Raw genomic sequence first — 16,898 nt, forward strand, 5'->3', positions numbered from 1 at the left:
CGAGCGGGAGGCCGGGCCGGGGACCGGGAGGAGCGGGCGTCGGGCGCTCTGACCTCGTCAGGGGGTGACGGCGGTGAGGGCCTCGGACTCCCACAGGTCGCGGTAGTAGCCGGGGACGGCCGCCAGCTCGTCGTGGCGGCCGCGCTGGATGACGCGCCCGGCCTCCAGCACGACGATCTCGTCGACGCCTTCCAGGCCGTGCAGGCGGTGGGTGACCAGCAGCGTCGTGCGGCCGTGGGTGGCGTCGAGCAGGTCGGCCATCAGAGCGTCGGCCGTGGCCCCGTCGAGGGACTCCGCGGGCTCGTCGAGCAGCAGGATCTCCGGATCGTGCAGCAGGGCGCGGGCCAGGGCGAGCCGCTGGAGCTGGCCGCCGGAGACGGTGCGCCCGTCCTCGCCCAGCGTCACGTCCCAGCCGGTGCGCTCGACCCAGGCGTCCAGCCGCGCCCGGCGCACGGCCCCGGCCAGCTCGTCGTCGTCCGCCTCCGGCCCCGCCAGCCGCAGGTTGTCGCGCAGCGTGGCGCGGAACACGTACGGGTCCTGCGTCAGGCCGGTGATCTGGGACCGGACGTCGTCGGAGGAGAGCTCGCGGACGTCGACGCCGCCGACGCGGACGGTTCCGGCCTCGAAGCCGGCCGTGCGCATGAGGGCGGACAGCAGCGTGCTCTTGCCCGCGCCGCTCGGCCCGACCACGGCGACGCGCTTGCCCGGGGTCAGGGTCAGGGACACCCCGTCCAGAGCCGGCGCCCTGCCGGGGGCGTGGCGGACCACCAGGTCCTCCACCTCGACGGTCAGCGGCCCGGCCGGCATGGGAACGGGCGCGGCCGGCTCCGGCACGGCGGCGGGGGTGGCCTGGACCTCCCTCAGCCTGCGCAGCGCCGCGGTCACCCCGGCGAACCGCTCGCCCGCGGCGGCCAGCGGCAGGACCGGCTCGAACGAGACCAGGGCCGTCAGCGCCAGCACGGCCGTGGGCACCGTCCCGAGCCCCGCCCGCTGGGCGACCAGCACGATCGCGGCCACGGTGAGGCCCTGCACCAGGGTGCCGAGCATGAGAGCGGCGGCGTTCGCCCTGCTCTGACGCCGCTCGAGGGCCGCGAGCCTCGCGCCGGCCTCCGCGGCGGCGGCGAGCGCCCGATCGCCCGCCCCATAGGCGGCGAGGTCGGCGGCGCCGTGCACCAGGTCGGCGACCCGCGCAGCCAGGACGGCTCTCGCGGGGGCAAGGCGCGCCGACCAGCGCCGGGCCGCGGTCGCCGTGCCCGCGGGCAGCAGCACCCCCGCGACCAGCAGGCCCGCCAGCAGGACCAGCGCGGCCGCGGGCAGCAGGAAGGCCCCCAGCGTCACGGCGGCGACGGCGGTCACCAGGGCGGCCAGGGCGGGCAGCAGGCAGCGGACCAGCAGGTCCTGCACGGCGTCGGTGTCGTCCACCATGCGGCTCAGCAGGTCGGCGCCCCGGTCGCCGGGCGGCCTGGACGGGATGAGCGCCTGGTACAGCCGTTCGCGCGTGGTGGCCTGGGCGCGCAGGGCCACGTCGTGACCGGCCAGGCGCTCGGCGTACCGGAACACGCCCCGGCTCGTCGCGAACGCCCGCACCCCCACGATGGCCACGCTGAGGGCGGCCAGCGGCGGCTGCTCGGCCGCACGGGTGATCAGCCAGGCCGCCGAGCCGATGAGCGCCAGCGAGGCCAGCTCGGCGGCGGCGCCCGCCGCGACGGCGGTCAGCGTGCGGCCGCCCATGCCGGACAGCAGCCGCCCGGCGGCCGGAGCGCCTCCGGTGGCCGGAGTGCGGGGCAGGGTGCCGGTGGTCATCGCGAGCCTCCCCACGCCGCTCCGCCCCGCGCCTCCGGCGACGGGACCGGCGGCGGGTCGCCGTTCGTGCCGTCCGGGGATCGGACGGGACGGGGGTCGTCGTTCGTGCCGTCCGGGGGCCGGGCGGGTCGCTTGTCGTCGTTCTCGCCGTCCAGAGATCGGACGGGTCGCGGGTCGCCGTTCTCGCCGTCCGGGAATCGGGCGGGTCGCGGGTCGTCGTTCGTGCCGTCCAAGGGCCGGACGGGGTGTGGGGGGCCGACTGGGGCGCCAGGTCGCGCGGGTGCGGCGCCGGCCGGCGGGCGGGTCACCCTGTGGTCGGAGACGATCTTCCCGGCGTCCACCCGGACGACGCGGTCGGCGAGGTCGATCATGGCGGGCCGGTGCGCGACGATGACGGCGGTACGGCCCTCGGCCAGCGTACGGGTGGCCTCGACGATCGCGGCCTCGCTCCTTCCGTCCAGGCGCGCGGTCGGCTCGTCCAGCAGCAGCACCTGGGCGCCGGGGCGGCAGAAGGCGCGCGCCAGGGCGACGCGCTGCCGCTGGCCCGCCGACAGGTCGGCCCCGCGCTCGCCGACCACGGTCGCGTACCCCTCGGGAAGCGCCTCCGCGAACTCGTCCGCCCGCGCGGCGGCCGCCGCGGCGCGGACCTCCTCGCCGGAGGCGTCGGAGCCCAGCCGGATGTTCTCGGCGACGGAGGCGGCGAACAGGTGGGGGCGCTGCGGCACGAACGCCAGGCGGCGCCGCCACTGGTCGGCGTCCAGGGCCGAAAGGTCCACGCCGCCGACCAGCACGCGCCCCTCTGCGGGGGTGACGAAGCCGAGCAGCAGGTGGAGCAGAGTGCTCTTGCCGGCGCCGCTCTCGCCGACCAGCGCCAGGCGCTCGCCGGGGGCGACGGTCAGCGACACGCCGTCGAGCGCGGCGTCCCCGCGGCCCGGGTATCGGACCGTGACGTTCTCCAGCCGGATCTCCGGCACGCCCGGAGGCGGCGGAGACGTCCCGTCCGCGGCGGTGACCGGTTCGGGCGAGCTCTCGCCTCGCACCGCCTGCTCGGTGGTGGCCGAGGCGGTTCCGCGAGCGTCCGCCGTGTCCGGGGCGCCGTCCGCGAGGACGGCGAAGGCGTCGTCGGCGGCGGCGACGCCCTCCATGGCGGCGTGGAACCTCGTGCCCATCATGCGCAGCGGGATGTAGGCCTCGGGGGCGAGCAGCAGGACCAGCAGGGCCGTGCGCAGGTCGAGCGACCCCGACAGCAGCCGCAGGCCGACCGGGACGGCGACGAGCGCGAGGGAGAGCGAGGCGACCAGTTCGAGCACCAGCGAGGACAGGAAGGCCACGCGGAGCGTGCGCATGGTGGCCGAACGGTGGGCGTCCGCGACCTGGCGGATCACCGTGGCCTGGTAGTGCGCCCGCCCGAACGCGCGCAGCGTCGGCAGGCCGCGGACCACGTCCAGGAAGTGGCCGCCGAGGCGCGACAGCGCCCGCCACTGCCGCTCGGTGACCGCCTTGGTCTGCCACCCGACCAGCGCCCCGAAGACCGGGATCAGCGGCAGTGTGAGCAGGACGATGACGGCGGTGCCGAGGTCGGCGGCGAACAGCCGGACCAGCACGGCGACCGGCACCACCCCGGCCACGGCGACCGCGGGGAGGTAACCGGTGAGGTAGGGGTCGAGCGCGTCCAGCCCCCGTCCGGCGAGCGTGACCAGTTCGCCGGACCGGTGCGCGGTGAGCCGGGCCGGCCCGAGGCCGCGCAGCCGTGACAGCAGCCTGCCACGCAGCACCGATTTCAGCGCCGTCGCCGTGCGGCCGGCCGCGACGCCCTGGAGGCCGCCGAGCAGCGCCCGCGCCACCACCACGGCCGCCAGCGGCAGCAGGGCGGCCGTGGTGAACGCGCCGGACAGCACGCCCGACAGCAGCTCGGCCTGCGCCAGCACCAGCAGCCCGGCCACGACGGCCGCCGTCAGGCACACCGTGAGGTGGAGGCGGACCGCCGGCTCGGTGCGCGCCAGGCGCAGCAGATCCTTGTGCATCGGCTCCTCAGAAGAAGGAAGGGATGGCCGCCGCGGCGCCGGCGGACCTGGTCGGGCCGAACGTGCGCCATACCCATACTTGCGCCGCCACCAGGATGGGTGTGACGGGCAGGACGATGAGATTGAGCACACCGAGCGTCGCGGCGGAGGCGGTGTGATCGAGCAGCGCCGGGGCCAGCGCCGCCAGCGGCGCCGCCACGGGCAGGGCGGCGACGGCGGCCGAGCGCCGCAGTCGCCGGCCGGTGCGGCCCGACTCGCTCGGGCCCGACAGGCGCCACTCGGTGAAGGCGCGGCCGTGGAAGGCGAACGCGGCGGCCACGGCGGCGCCGTAGAGCAGCCCGATCAGGTCGAACGGCTGGTCCGGCAGCCCGCGTATCAGGGATGCCAGCGCGAATCCCCAGCTCAGGGCCAGGCCCCATGAACCGGCGCACAAGACGGCGTCCCAGAAGGCCCGCCAGGTGGCGCCGTCGAGCCTGCGCCGGAACCACAGTCCGGCGTCGCGCAGGATCCAGGACACCAGCAGCGTGACCACGACGGGGTACAGGCCGGTGATGACCTTGCCCTCCAGTGAGGGGAACGCGCCGAACAGGGTGCCCACGGCGGCGACCAGCCAGATCTCGTTGGCCAGGACGAATGGGGCGATGGCCGACACCAGGCGGTCGCGGTGCCGTTGCCGGGAGCCCGGCTCTCCGGCCCGCTCGCGCGCCCGGCTCAGCACGGGGAGCATCATGCCCACGCCGATGTCGAAGCCTTCCAGCGCGAAATAGCCGATCAGGAGCACGGCGAGGATCGCCGGCCAGATGATCTCCATAGGGGAACTCCTCGGTGGGGGAGGGTCCGTGGGCCGCGCGGGTCCGCGGACCCGAGGGCACAGGGGGACGAGAGGGACGGGGGCGTCCTACAGAGGGACGAGTGGGACGAGAGGGGCGGGGGTGCCGCGGGTCGGTCGGGAGGTCACAGGGCGAGGGCCGGGGCGGGGGAGGGTTCGGCGGGCTCGGCCACGCCGAGGTCGGCTCGTTCGGGACCCCGCCGGACGACGCGGGCGATCAGCAGGTAGTCGATGACGGCCAGCAGCGTCAGCACGCCGGCGAAGGCGGTGAAGGAGAAGGTCACCATCTGCTGGGTGAGGCCGGGCGACATGGCGTCGGCCACGGTGAGCTTTCCGTACACCAGCCAGGGCTGGCGGCCGACCTCGCGGGTGAGCCAGCCGAGGATCGCCGCGATGAACGGCAGGGGCGTCATGATCATGAGCACCGGGTGCAGCCACCGGGCGCGGGCGAGCAGGTTGCGGAACAGCAGGGGCAGCAGGACGAACATCACGATCGTGTGCACGAGCTGCCCGATGAGGAGCATGTTCTCGAGCGCCATCCTGGGGATCGCGCCGTTGAACTTGTCAGGCTGGATGTCGCCGACGAAGGCGAACTGCGCGTACCCGAACCCGACGGCGATGTTCGAGCCGATGAACGCCCACACCACCCCCGTGCGCAGCGACCGGCGGAAGAACTCCTGCTCGGGGGTGCGCCGGAACAGGTGGTAGGCGCTGGCCCCGATGATCAGGAAGCTGCCGGCGAACAGCCCGGCGCCGATGACGTGCGGGAAGGCCATCACCAGGCTCGGATTGGTCAGCAGCGCGCCGAAGTCGGTGAGGGCGAGGTGGTCGCCGCTCTGCCGGACGCCGACCGGATGCTGGAGGAAGGAGTTCGCCACCATGATCCAGAAGGCGCTGGCGTAGGCGGTGAGCACGACCAGCCAGATGCAGGCCAGGTGCAGCTTCTTGGGCAGGCGGTTCCAGCCGAAGATCCACAGGCCGAGGAAGGTGGACTCCAGGAAGAACGCCACGAGCGTCTCGATCGCCAGCGGTGCGCCGAACACGGCCCCCGCGTAGTGCGTCAGCCCGCTCCAGCTGAGCCCGAACTGGAACTCCATCACCAGCCCGGTGAACACGCCGAGCGCGTAGTTGATCACGTAGATCTGGCCCCAGAAGCGGGTCATGCGCTCGAAGACCGGCTTGCCGCTGATGGCATGGCGGGTCTGCATTATCGCGACAAGGGGGGCCAGGCCCAGCGTCAGCACGACGAACAGGAAGTGCAGGCTCCCCGTCACGGCGAACTGGAGCCGGGCCAGGTCGGTCACGTCCATGGCTCCTCTTTCATGTTGTGTCTGGCTACATATAGAGAGCCTACCTATAGACTGGGGCCATGACGCATCTGGATAGGCTTTAGCGGTGAATCCCGACGCGCTCCGCGGTCACATGGACGCCTTGCTGCTCTCCGTGCTGGAGGCCGGGCCCCTGCACGGTTACGCGATCATCGAAGCGTTGCAGGAGCGCAGCGGAGGCGCGCTCAGCGTCCCGACCGGCACGGTCTATCCCGCGCTGCGCAGGCTCGAGCGCGTGGGCCACCTCACGAGCGAGTGGGCGACGGTGGCCGGCCGCAAGCGCCGCACCTACCGGCTGACCTCCAGCGGGAGCGCGGCGCTGGCAGGCGAAAGGTCGTCGTGGCGGCAGTTCACCGATGTCATCGGCAGCGTCCTCGCCCCGCGCCTCCAGGACTGACGGCCGCCGGCCACCCGGTGGGAACGCCGCGTCGGCGCGGACGCCTCAGTTCAGGGCGCCGGGCCGGTACGCGGGGGAGGCCGGCGCGGGCTGGGTGGGGCGTGAGGCGATCAGGCAGCGCGCGGCGCTCCACAGCAGGGTCCCGCACATCAGATAGCTGAGCACGCTCGCCACCGTCCCGGGCGTGTAGTCGGTGAAGCCGCTGAACGACCGCCCGGCCCCCGCGGCCAGCGCCAGACCGATGAAGAAGACCACCGGGACCTGGATCCACACGAGGATGCCCAGTGCCCGCGTGAGGACACCCGGCCGCTTCAGCCGGCCGCGTCCCCGCCCGAAGGCGAACAGGGCGAAGGCGCCGAGAACGCCCATGCCGAACTGGAAGAAGTCGAGGAAGCGCGCGAGCGGCGTGAACCAGGCGGGCTTGCCCGCGATGAGGGTCGCCGCGGGCTCGGGGTACACGATCCAGATGCCGCTCCAGATGAGCGTCATGAGCGGCACGGTCAGGAACAGCACCGCCGCGGTCCTGCGGCCCTGCTGCGCGGCGAGTTCCTCCTGGTAGCCGGGGGCTATCTCGCCGACGGGCCCGAACTCGGCGACCGCCATGCGCTCTGCCTCGTCGCGGCCGACCCCCTCGGCGAGGTGGGCCTCGGTGGCGTCGGCGAGGCTGTCGCGCGCCTCGGTCACCAGGTCGCGCCGGACCCGCGCGGGGCCGCGCAGCGTGCGATCGAGTGTGGTCACGTAGTCGTCGATGACACTCGCGCTCGCCATGCTCTCCCCAGGTTCACCGCCCGCCGTGGGCCTTTGGTCTCCATTGTCTCCTGCGAGGCGGCAGATGGTAATCCGGGTAACCCCCGAGTTCTCCCTGAAAGAGCCCGGACCAGGGAGCCGGTCCGACCTGCGACGATCCGCCGGGCCGGCGGGGTCAGCCGATGCCGGTGGCGGTGGCGTGGACGGCCGGGGCCGGGCTGGGGGAGCGATGGCCGACCGGGCGCCGGCCCGGGTGGGCGCCGGCCGTCCACACCAGGGCCCCGGCGGCGACCGCCGCCGCCACGGCCAGCCAGCCGAGCGCCCGCCCCATGCGCAGGCCGTATCCGCAGGCCAGCCAGTAGGCCGCCAGGGCCATCCGCGCGTGCCGCCGACGAGTAGAAAGGCGGCGCATCTCCATGGCGCCGAACGCGAAGTCCGCCGAGGTCTCCTTGTCGTCCACGGCCCGCCGCACGCGCTCGTACAGGGCGGCCAGCCGGTCCGGGGCGAGCGGCTGCTCGGCGCGCGTGGACCAGCCGCGCCAGGCGTGCTCGTCGGCGAGGACGCGGCGGCTGCTCCACCACAGCACCGGCGGCCAGCGCAGGCCGACCCGCACGCCCTCGGGCGTGGCGGCGAAGTGGCAGCCCGACAGCCGCAGCGCCTCGGGCCGCCGCACCTGGGCCAGCCGGCAGCCGCTCAGGTCGGCGCCGCGCAGCGTCAGCGCGCAGGCGTCCAGCCGGTCCAGCGACAGCACCCGCAGCCTTCCCGCGTGCCCGGACACGGCCGCCGGGGCGCTGAGGATCGCCTCGCGCAGTTCGAGGTCGACGTCCGACAGTCGCGCGGTGAACCTGGCGGACACCCGGGCCGCCCGCAGGTCGACCGGGCACCCGGAGGCCTCCAGCTCCAGCGGCGCCGAGGCGTGGATGCCCGAGAGCACCAGGCGGCGGCCGGCGCGCAGCCCGGTGAGGAACGCGCCGCCATGGAAGCCGGCCCCCTCGAACCCGGCCGTGCCGCCGAAGACCGCCTTCCGAAACGACACCGCCCTGCGAAAGCGCGCCCCGCGGAACAGGGCGTCGTCATCGAACACGGCGCCGTCGAAGGCCGCGAACCCGTGGAACTCGGCTCCGCGGAACGAGGCGTCCCTGCCGAACCGGGTGTCGCCGAACAGCGCGTCGCTGCCGACGCGCACGCGGTCGAAGGTCCCGTGCCCGCGCAGGCGAGCACCGTGCATGGAGAACTCGCGGGAGAAGCGCGCCTCGCGGAATGAGGCGTTGCGGGTGAAGCGCGTGCCGAAGAACGAGGCCAGGTGGTCGAAGCGCGCGTGGTCGAAGGTCGCGTCCCCGGCGAAGACCACCTCGCCGAACCGGGCCGGCCCGGTGAACACGGCGCGGTCGAACCTGGCCCTGCCGAGGTGGCGCCCGGCGGCGGTCAGCACCCGGGTGAGCAGCTCCTCGTCCAGGGTGGTGCCGCGCAGGTCGACGCCGCCGCCCGGGGCCAGGCGGCCCAGGAACCGCCCCTGCTCGGCGGGCGTCAGGTGTGCCAGGCAGCGATCGTAGGGCCGGCACGCGATCCCGGCGCACCCGGCCGGCGCGTCGCAGGTCTGCCAGCCGACGTCGAGCGAGCGTGTCTTCAGCGGGGGCGTCATGCCCAAGACATACCCAATGTCAGGTAACGGGTCGCTAAATCGTGACGGAAAGCTGACAGAGTGTATCCGCGGCGTCGGGTTCTCCCGGCTCGCTACGTCTACAGCCGCCAAGGCTGCCGGGGGCTGCTCGACAGCAAGTGTCAAGCTTCGGTTATTTCACCTTCTATCTAGTTCTAGTACGAGATAGAAGGCTTTCCCGGGCCTACGCTCCCGGTCATGCGTGCTCTATCCCGGGCGCTCGCCGCCCTCACGGCCGCCGGCATGACCGTCGCCGGTCTCGCCGCCCTCACTTCGTCCCCGGCCTCGGCCGAGCCGGGGACGGTCGTGATCAGCCAGGTGTACGGCGGTGGCGGCAACACCGGAGCCCCGTTCACCAACGACTTCGTGGAACTGTTCAACCGGGGCGGCGCCGAGGTCTCCCTGGACGGGTGGTCCCTGCAGTACGCCAGCGCGACCGGCACCGGCAACTTCGCCGCCAACAAGGTCGACCTGTCCGGCACCGTCGCCCCGGGGCGCTACCACCTGGTCCAGCTCGCCGCCGGCGCGACGCCCAGCGCGCCCCTGCCCGCCCCCGACGCCACCGGCGGGCTCACCCTGAGCGGCACCGCCGGCAAGGTCGCCCTGGTCCGGTCGGCCGAGGGCCTGGCCTGCAACGGCGGATCCACGCCCTGCGCGGCCGAGCAGCTGGCGCTGCTGGGCGACCTGGTGGGATACGGCACGGCCAACTTCTCCGAGGGCGCGGCCGCCCCCGCCCTGACCAACGCCACCGCGGCCGTCCGCGGTGACCACGGCTGCGCCGACACCGACGCCAACGCGGCCGACTTCACCGCCGGGCCTCCCGCGCCCCGCAACTCGGCGACGCCGCCCGCCCCCTGCGGCACGGACGCGACCCCGACCCCCACCCCGACCGGCACCGCGGACCCGACCCCGACGCCGGACCCCACCGGCACCCCGACGCCCACGCCCACCCCCACGGAGACGCCGACGGCGAGCCCCACGCCGACCCGCACCGCGGAGCCGTGCACGCTCCCGGCGACCCACCAGATCGCCGAGGTGCAGGGCGGCGGCGAGACCAGCCCGCTCGCCGGGCAGAGCGTGCGCGTCGAGGGCGTCGTCACGGGCGATTACCAGGGGACCGGCTCGCTTGGCGGCCTCTACGTCCAAGACCCCACCCCGGACGCCGACCCCGCCACCTCCGACGCGGTGTTCGTCTTCACCGCACAGCCCGCGGCCGCGGGTGACCGCGTGCTGGTCAGCGGCACCGTCACCGAGTTCAACGGCCTGACCGAGCTGTCCCCGGTCACCTCCGTCGAGGTCTGCGGCACCGGCACGGTCAAGGCCGCGAAGGTCAAGCTCCCCTCGGCCGAGGGCACGAGCCTGGAGCCGCTCGAGAGCGTGCTCGTCACCTTTCCGCAGAAGCTGACCGTCTCGGAGGTCTACAACCTCGGCCGCTACGGCGAGATCACCCTCTCCGCCCACGGCAGGCTCTTCCAGCCGACCGACCGCGACAAGGTCGACCCGGCGCTCGACGCCCGGCGCCGGATCCTGCTCGACGACGCCTCCAACGTCCAGAACCCGCCCACGCTGCCGTACCACACGACCGGCGCCGACACCGTGCGCCTGGGCGACGGCACCACGGGGCTGACCGGAGTGCTGACCTACGGATTCGGCGTCTACCGGCTGGAGCCGACGCTGCCGGTCGCCTTCACGCCCGACAACCCGCGCCCGGCCGCGCCCGCCAAGGTCGGCGGCGACGTCAGGGTCGCCGGCCTCAACACCCTCAACTGGTTCACCACGCTCGGCTCGCGCGGCGCCAACACCGCGGAGGAGCGCGACCGCCAGCTCGCCAAGCTGGTCTCGACGCTGAAGGGCCTCAACCCCGACGTGGCAGGCCTGATGGAGGTCGAGAACAACGGCGCCACCGCCCTGAACACCCTGGTCGACGCGCTCAACGCCGCCGTCGGCGCGGGCACCTACAAGGGCGTGACCTCGCCGATCCCGGGCACCGACGCGATCCAGGTCGCGCTCATCTACAAGCCGGCGGCGGTCAAGCCGGTGGGCGCCCCCCGGTCCTCCGGCGACCCGGTCTTCCGCCGGCCGCCGCTCATCCAGGAGTTCCAGCGCGCCAAGGGCGGCGACGGCACCACGTTCACGATGATCGTCAACCACTTCAAGTCCAAGGGCTGCGACGGCGCCACCGGCGCCGACCTCGACCAGGGCGACGGGCAGAGCTGCTTCAACGCCGAGCGCGTCCGGCAGGCCGAGGCCGTCCTCGGGCTGATCGGCACTCTGCGCCTGCCCAACCCGGTCGTGCTCGGCGACCTCAACGCCTACGGCGAGGAGGACCCGATCCACGTCCTTGAGGCCGGCAAGCTGGTGAGCGTCAGCAAGAAGTTCATCGACAGGAAGGACCGCTACAGCTACGTCTTCGACAGCCTGTCCGGCGAGCTGGACCACATCCTGGTCGGCAAGCGGCTGCTCCAGCGGGTGACCGGGGCGACCATCTGGCACATCAACGCCGACGAGGGCCGGTTCATGGACTACAACACCGAGTTCAACCCGCCCTACCTGTACTCGCCGGGCGCCTTCCGCTCCTCCGACCACGACCCCCTGCTCTTCGGCCTGCGCCTGCGCCGCTGAGGCGACGGCGATCCACCCCGGCCACCCCTGCTCTTCCAGGGGTGGCCGGCCCCGTTTCCACCGGCCCCAGGCTCGCGAGGAGGCCGCCCCAGCACGCGATCCTGTGAGGAATTAGAGGAACGGGTAGATGGTTATGCCGATCGAAAACGACGAGACACGAGACGAGGAAACACTGTGGCGACCATCGCGGTGACCGAGAAGAACTTCAACGACATCGCCGACGAGGGCATCGTCCTCCTCGACTTCTGGGCGGCGTGGTGCGGGCCCTGCCGCACGTTCGGGCCCATCTTCGAGAAGGCTTCGAAGAAGCACGAGGACATCAAGTTCGGCAAGATCGACACCGAGGCCGAGCGCGGTCTGGCGGAAGGCTTCGAGATCACCTCCATCCCCACCGTCATGGCCATCCGCGACGGCATCGTCGTGTTCGCCCAGCCCGGCGCGCTGCCCGAGCCCGCCCTCGAAGACCTGATCAGGCAGGTGCGCGCGCTCGACATGGAGGCGATCCGCAAGGAGATCGCCTCCGACATCGACTCCGGCGCGGCCGAGGGTCCCGCCGACGGCACCCGTCCCTGAGCGCCGGGACGGCGCTCTGACCGGGCGACAGGGCGCCTCAGACGGTGAGAGCCGGTTCCGCCACCCCATGTGAGGGGCGGCCGAACCGGCTCTCGTCGTGTGCGGGGCCGCTCAGCTGGAGCGGTAGAGCTCGGCGAGCTGGAAGGCCAGGTCGAGCGACTGGCTGCGGTTGAGGCGCGGGTCGCAGGCCGTCTCGTAGCGCAGCGCCAGGTCCTCCTCGACGATCGGGTGGCCGCCGCCGACGCACTCGGTGACGTCGTCGCCGGTGAACTCGATGTGGATGCCGCCCGGGTGGGTGCCGAGCGCGTGGTGCACCTCGAAGAAGCCGGTGACCTCCTGGAGCACGTCGTCGAGCCTGCGGGTCTTGTGGCCGCTCGGCGCCTCGAAGGTGTTGCCGTGCATCGGGTCGCAGATCCACGCGACCTGCGCGCCGCTCGCGTGGACCTTCTCCACCAGCGTGGGCAGCGCGTCGCGGACCTTGGAAGCGCCCATACGGGTGATGAACGTCAGCCGGCCCGGCTCGTTGGCGGGGTTGAGCTTGTCGATGAGCGCGAGGGCGTCCTCGGGCGACGTCGTCGGCCCGAGCTTGACGCCGATCGGGTTGCGGATGCGGCTGAAGAACTCGACGTGGGCGCCGTCGAGCTGGCGGGTGCGCTCGCCGATCCAGACCATGTGGGCCGACACGTCGTAGGGCAGCCCGGTGCGCGAGTCGACGCGGGTCAGCGCGCGGTCGTAGTCGAGGATCAGCGCCTCGTGCGAGGAGTAGTACTCGACGGTGTGGAACTCTTCGGGGTCGGCGCGGCAGGCGCGCATGAACGCGAGCGCGTGGTCGATCTCGCGGGCGAGCTGCTCGTAACGGCGGCCCGCCGGCGACTCGGCCACGAAGTCCTGGTTCCAGGCGTGCACCTGCCGCAGGTCGGCGTAGCCGCCCTTGGTGAAGGCGCGGGCCAGGTTGAGGGTCACGGCCGAGGAGTGGTAGGCCCGCAGCAGCCGCGCGGGGTCGGGCGTGCGGGACTCGGGGGTGAAGTCGAAGCCGTTGACCATGTCGCCGCGGTAGGCGGGCAGCTCGACCCCGCCCCGCGTCTCGGTCCCCTTGGAGCGGGGCTTGGCGAACTGCCCGGCCAGCCGGCCGATCTTGACGACGGGCACGCGGCCGGCATAGGTGAGCACGATGGCCATCTGCAGCAGCGTCTTGAGCTTGTTGCGCACGTTGTCGGCCGTCGCGCCGGCGAAGGTCTCGGCGCAGTCGCCACCTTGCAGCACGAACGCCTCACCGCGCACCACCGCGGCGAGCCGGTCCTTCAGCTCGTCGCACTCGCCGGCGAACACCAGCGGCGGCAGCCCCTGAAGCTCGGTGACGGTGCGCTCCAGCGCGGCGGGATCGGGCCACTCGGGCTGCTGCGCGGCGGGCAACTGCCGCCAGGAATCCAGATTGATCGGTTCGGCGCTCACGCTAAAAGGCTATTGCACCTTCGCCCGTGCAACAGAGCCCATGTCCACAAGGTGAGAAACCTTTCTCCATATCGGGAAGGATCGGGCGAATCACAGCGTCCGCTTCCTGGCCGTTCCGCGCCTATCGCGCCCTGTCGCCCGTTTCACGCGATCATGAGCCGCCCGCGTGCGGGGCCTCCGGCGAGCGGACGTGCTCGGGGAGGACGCCAAGGCCGATGAAGCGGCGCGCGATGGCGCCGACGACCGGCAGGCGCGACAGGTCGCGCGGCAGCGGCGCCGGTCGGGACGAGCCGCGCAGCGCCGGCCCGACGACGCGGGCCTGCACCACGCGCTGCGCCAGCTGGGTGATCAACGTGGGCACGAGGCGGCGGCGCTGCAGCCGGCGCAGCAGCGTCTCGGGGACGGCTCCGGCGCGCAGCGGCCCGGCCAGCAGGTTGGCGGCGGCCACCGCGTCCTGCACGGCCAGGTTGATGCCGACGCCGAACACCGGCGACATGGCGTGCGCGGCATCCCCGATGAGCAGCAGCCCCGGGCGGTGCCAGCGGCGCAGGCGGTTCACGGCCACCCGCAGGACGCTGACCTCGTCCATGCTCGTCAGTTTGCCCGTGCGGCCGGCCAGGAAGGGCACCAGCTCGCCGACGGACGCGCGCAGCGCCTCGACGCCCTCGGCCTTGACCTGCTCGAACCGGCCCTTGGGGATCAGGTAGGCGAGCTGCCAGTAGGTCTGGCGGTTGATCGCGACCATCATGCGCCCGGCCGAGACGCGAAGGAAGGCGTCCTCGAGGTCGTCCGGCTCGCGAGGCAGCCGGAACCATACGACGTCCATGGGCGCGCCGTGCTCGACGGGGACCAGGCCCGCGGCGCGGCGCACGTCGGAGTGGCGCCCGTCGGCTCCCACGGTGAGGGTCGCGCGCAGTTCGTGCTCCCCGTCCCGGTCGCGGTAGCGAAGGCCTCGCACCGCGCCGCCTTCCCGGATCAGGCCCACCACCTCGGCCTCCATGATCAGACGGAAGGATGGGTAGCGCCGCGCCGCCGCCGTGACCAGGTTGAGGAAGTCCCACTGCGGCACGAACGCGATGTAGGGGAACCTGCTCTTCAGGCCCCGCAGGGAGGCCGCCTCGACGATGCGCTCGTCGGTCCACACCAGCACCTTGTCGGTCTTGCGGTGCGGCAGGGCGAGGAACTCCTCGGAGAGCCCGAGCTCGTCGAGCACCTGCAGGGTCGAGGGATGGATCGTGTCCCCGCGGAAGTCGCGCAGGAAGTCGGCGTGCTTCTCCAGCAACGTCACCTCCACCCCGGCGCGGGCGAGGAGCAGGGCCAGCACGGCCCCGGCGGGACCGCCTCCGGCGATCGCACATGTGGTCCGCATTTTCATCACCTGTTGAGATCATCGCACATCTCCCTCATCCGATGAAGCCCCGCCGCGGCACGCGCCGCACGGGCGCCCGCACGCCGTCCTGGCCGTCGCCGGCGAAGGGGCCGCGATCATCTCCGTGCGAGGGCTTTCGCCGCGTTCCCCGCCGCCTGCGGGGTCGCGGACACGGCGGAGGTCAGGAGGAGGAATAAACGAAGGTCTCAAGGGCAGTCGGGGGGTGCCCACGTAAGGGGCGACACAGAGGCGACTTGGAGTTGAGGTCACATGATAGTGCTCGGCCTGCTCTTGATCGTGCTCGCTGGCGCGGCCCTGGTCGCGGTGGCGAACGACGAGACCGGCAGCATCGCGGCATCCGTCACGGTGCTCGACCGGACGTTCCAGCTCAGCAAATTGGAACTCTTCCTCGCAGGGGCGGCCACCGCGGCCGTCTTCCTGATCGGCCTGATCGTCCTGACGGCCGGGATGCGCCACTCCGGCGCCAAGCGCAGGAAGCTGCGCGAGGCCCGGGTGGAGACGCGCGACCGCGTCGCCCGGCTCGAGGAGGAGAAGCGCCGCCTGGAGCGCCGCCTGGAGACGGAGGCCGCCGCTCCGGTCGCCGCCGACGGGTCCACGCCTCCGGGGCGGCACGCGCAGGTGCCCGACAGCGACGGTGACGGTGTCGACGACCGGGTGGAGGTTCCCGCGGCCCGGCCCTCCGACCGGCTCGCCTACGCGGGCGGCGACCGCGCCGACACCGGCACCCAGCCGACGCGCGCCCGGGACGTCCACGCGAGCGACCAGCTGGTCGCCGGCCCCCGGAGCAACCGGGACGCGGGCGCCTGACATGCGCGCGGACATCGTCGAGAACCGGCCGGCCGTCCGGGGACCCGGTCCCTGGGCGGCGCTGCCGATGCGCCGCCGCCTGTCGCGGCCGGTGGAGCACCGCTGCTCGGTCCGGCGCCCGCGCCTGCGGCGTCCGGGGCGGGTCCGCCCGCGCTGCCCACGGCCGGTGACGGTTACCCGGGGACCCGGGGGAACGGAACTTCAGCGCTGCCTGAGGAAGGCCAGGCAACTGGTCACACCCGCGGTCGCCGGCTCGCGGATGCGGGCGTAGTCCTCAGGCGGGTACTGGCGGGGGCCGTCCTCCACCAGCAGGATGAGATTGAGGTACAGCCGGTACAGCGCCTCGCGGACGCGGGCCTGCGGGGTCAGGTCGAGCCTGCCGCCCGCCTGCCGGTAGCCCGCCAGCATCGGGTCGTCCGCACTCAGCGTCCCGAAGATCGTCGGCGTGATGAAGTCGGCCAGCGGATCGCCCCAGAAGGCCCGCTCGTGGTCGATCAGCGCCTGGACGCGCGGCTGCCCTCCGGGCGCGGAGGTCACGAACACGTTGCCCGGCCAGATGTCGAAGTGGACCAGCGCGGGCACCGTCACCTCGTCCAGCGCGTGGGCGTTGGAGTGGATCGCCCCGGCGATCTCCACCAGGGAGCACGGCAGCGGCGTGGCATAGCGCACCGCGTCGTCCATGAGGGCGCCCATCATCACCACGAAGGCGTCGCGCCACGTCGTGCCGGTGAGCCCGGCGTACGGGTAGCCATAGACGCCCTGGCCCGGGATCGCGTGCAGCTTCGCCAGAAGACCCCCCACCTCATGCCGCAGCGCGCGGTGGTCGGCGTCGGTGAGAGACGAGGCCTGGCTCCAGGGGACGCCGTCCAGCGCGGCGAAGACCAGGTAGTCGCCGCCGAGCCCGGGGTCGTCGAAGCCTGAGTGCAGCAGCCGGGGGAGTGGCAGGCCCGTGGGTGCGGCCAGGTGGTGCACCAGCGCCTCGGTGCGCAGGAGGTGGCGCTCGTAGCTCAGCTGCCGCAGCTCGGGGGGCGGCGCGACCTTCACGACGACCTGGCGGCCGTCCTCGAGGGTGACCCGCCACACCGCGTTGGCGAAGCCGTCGGTGAGCTCTTCGGTGGACAGCGCCCCCGTTCCGAGTGCTCCGCGGATCAGCGCGTCCAACTGGGCGGCCGACAGCCGGCGCTTGGTCCTGCTCTCCATCGGTCACATCACTTCGACTGGTCGAGACGGTCAGGGCTCGGTGGATCGACTTGAGAAGACGACTTG

General features: G+C 73.2%; 13 protein-coding genes. 4 read left to right on the top strand and 9 right to left on the bottom strand.

The window, feature by feature from the left end; genetic code table 11:
- Positions 1–57: 57 nt before the first annotated feature.
- From cydC to ACFO60_RS07380, 4 genes are all read right to left on the bottom strand, one after another.
- On the bottom strand, positions 58–1,803 hold the full coding sequence (cydC, locus tag ACFO60_RS07365; protein ID WP_380838484.1) for a thiol reductant ABC exporter subunit CydC: 1,746 nt from the start codon (positions 1,801–1,803) through the stop codon (positions 58–60).
- Positions 1,800–3,827, bottom strand: coding sequence for a thiol reductant ABC exporter subunit CydD (cydD, locus tag ACFO60_RS07370; RefSeq protein WP_380838486.1), 2,028 nt, complete (start codon positions 3,825–3,827; stop codon positions 1,800–1,802). Before cydD ends, cydC begins: the two co-directional genes overlap by 4 nt.
- Before the next feature lie 7 nt (positions 3,828–3,834).
- Positions 3,835–4,638 carry a cytochrome d ubiquinol oxidase subunit II gene (locus ACFO60_RS07375; protein WP_380838488.1) on the bottom strand — a complete coding sequence of 268 codons (804 nt, stop codon included), beginning with the start codon at positions 4,636–4,638 and terminating at the stop codon, positions 3,835–3,837.
- A 143-nt stretch (positions 4,639–4,781) separates the two neighbouring features.
- On the bottom strand, positions 4,782–5,966 hold the full coding sequence (locus ACFO60_RS07380) for a cytochrome ubiquinol oxidase subunit I (protein ID WP_380838490.1): 1,185 nt from the start codon (positions 5,964–5,966) through the stop codon (positions 4,782–4,784).
- A gap of 85 nt (positions 5,967–6,051) precedes the next feature.
- On the opposite strand from ACFO60_RS07380, the gene ACFO60_RS07385 reads away from it, so the two are divergent.
- Positions 6,052–6,381, top strand: coding sequence for a PadR family transcriptional regulator (locus ACFO60_RS07385; RefSeq protein WP_380838492.1), 330 nt, complete (start codon positions 6,052–6,054; stop codon positions 6,379–6,381).
- A 45-nt stretch (positions 6,382–6,426) separates the two neighbouring features.
- Here the strand turns inward: ACFO60_RS07385 and ACFO60_RS07390 are convergent, their stop codons facing one another.
- Together ACFO60_RS07390 and ACFO60_RS07395 are read right to left on the bottom strand one after the other, a co-directional pair.
- Positions 6,427–7,149, bottom strand: a complete 723-nt coding sequence (locus ACFO60_RS07390; RefSeq protein ID WP_380838494.1) for a permease prefix domain 1-containing protein — start codon at positions 7,147–7,149, stop codon at positions 6,427–6,429.
- A 154-nt stretch (positions 7,150–7,303) separates the two neighbouring features.
- Entirely contained in the window at positions 7,304–8,770 is a 1,467-nt protein-coding gene (locus tag ACFO60_RS07395; protein WP_380838496.1) for a pentapeptide repeat-containing protein, read from the bottom strand.
- A gap of 216 nt (positions 8,771–8,986) precedes the next feature.
- On the opposite strand from ACFO60_RS07395, the gene ACFO60_RS07400 reads away from it, so the two are divergent.
- The gene (locus ACFO60_RS07400) at positions 8,987–11,410 is read left to right on the top strand and encodes an ExeM/NucH family extracellular endonuclease (RefSeq protein ID WP_380838498.1); all 2,424 of its coding nucleotides are present in this window, start codon (positions 8,987–8,989) and stop codon (positions 11,408–11,410) included.
- A 174-nt stretch (positions 11,411–11,584) separates the two neighbouring features.
- Positions 11,585–11,983: a thioredoxin family protein gene (locus ACFO60_RS07405; RefSeq protein WP_465269875.1), complete on the top strand. Its 399-nt coding sequence runs from the start codon at positions 11,585–11,587 to the stop codon at positions 11,981–11,983.
- A gap of 111 nt (positions 11,984–12,094) precedes the next feature.
- Here the strand turns inward: ACFO60_RS07405 and ACFO60_RS07410 are convergent, their stop codons facing one another.
- Together ACFO60_RS07410 and ACFO60_RS07415 are read right to left on the bottom strand one after the other, a co-directional pair.
- A complete protein-coding gene (locus ACFO60_RS07410) occupies positions 12,095–13,435 on the bottom strand; it encodes a class II 3-deoxy-7-phosphoheptulonate synthase (protein ID WP_380838500.1) in 1,341 nt (446 codons plus the stop codon).
- Positions 13,436–13,586: 151 nt separating this feature from the next.
- Positions 13,587–14,804 (bottom strand): FAD-dependent oxidoreductase, encoded by a 1,218-nt coding sequence (locus ACFO60_RS07415; RefSeq protein ID WP_380838502.1) that lies wholly within the window; start codon positions 14,802–14,804, stop codon positions 13,587–13,589.
- 270 nt (positions 14,805–15,074) lie between these two features.
- Between ACFO60_RS07415 and ACFO60_RS07420 the strand changes: the two genes are divergently transcribed.
- Complete coding sequence (locus ACFO60_RS07420; RefSeq protein ID WP_380838504.1) at positions 15,075–15,632, top strand: hypothetical protein; 558 nt, start codon at positions 15,075–15,077, stop codon at positions 15,630–15,632.
- 201 nt (positions 15,633–15,833) lie between these two features.
- On the opposite strand, the gene ACFO60_RS07425 is transcribed toward ACFO60_RS07420, so the two are convergent.
- Positions 15,834–16,832: a phosphotransferase family protein gene (locus ACFO60_RS07425; protein ID WP_380838506.1), complete on the bottom strand. Its 999-nt coding sequence runs from the start codon at positions 16,830–16,832 to the stop codon at positions 15,834–15,836.
- Positions 16,833–16,898 lie beyond the last annotated feature (66 nt).

Source organism: Sphaerisporangium dianthi, from assembly GCF_042654065.1.
Taxonomy (GTDB): domain Bacteria; phylum Actinomycetota; class Actinomycetes; order Streptosporangiales; family Streptosporangiaceae; genus Sphaerisporangium; species Sphaerisporangium dianthi.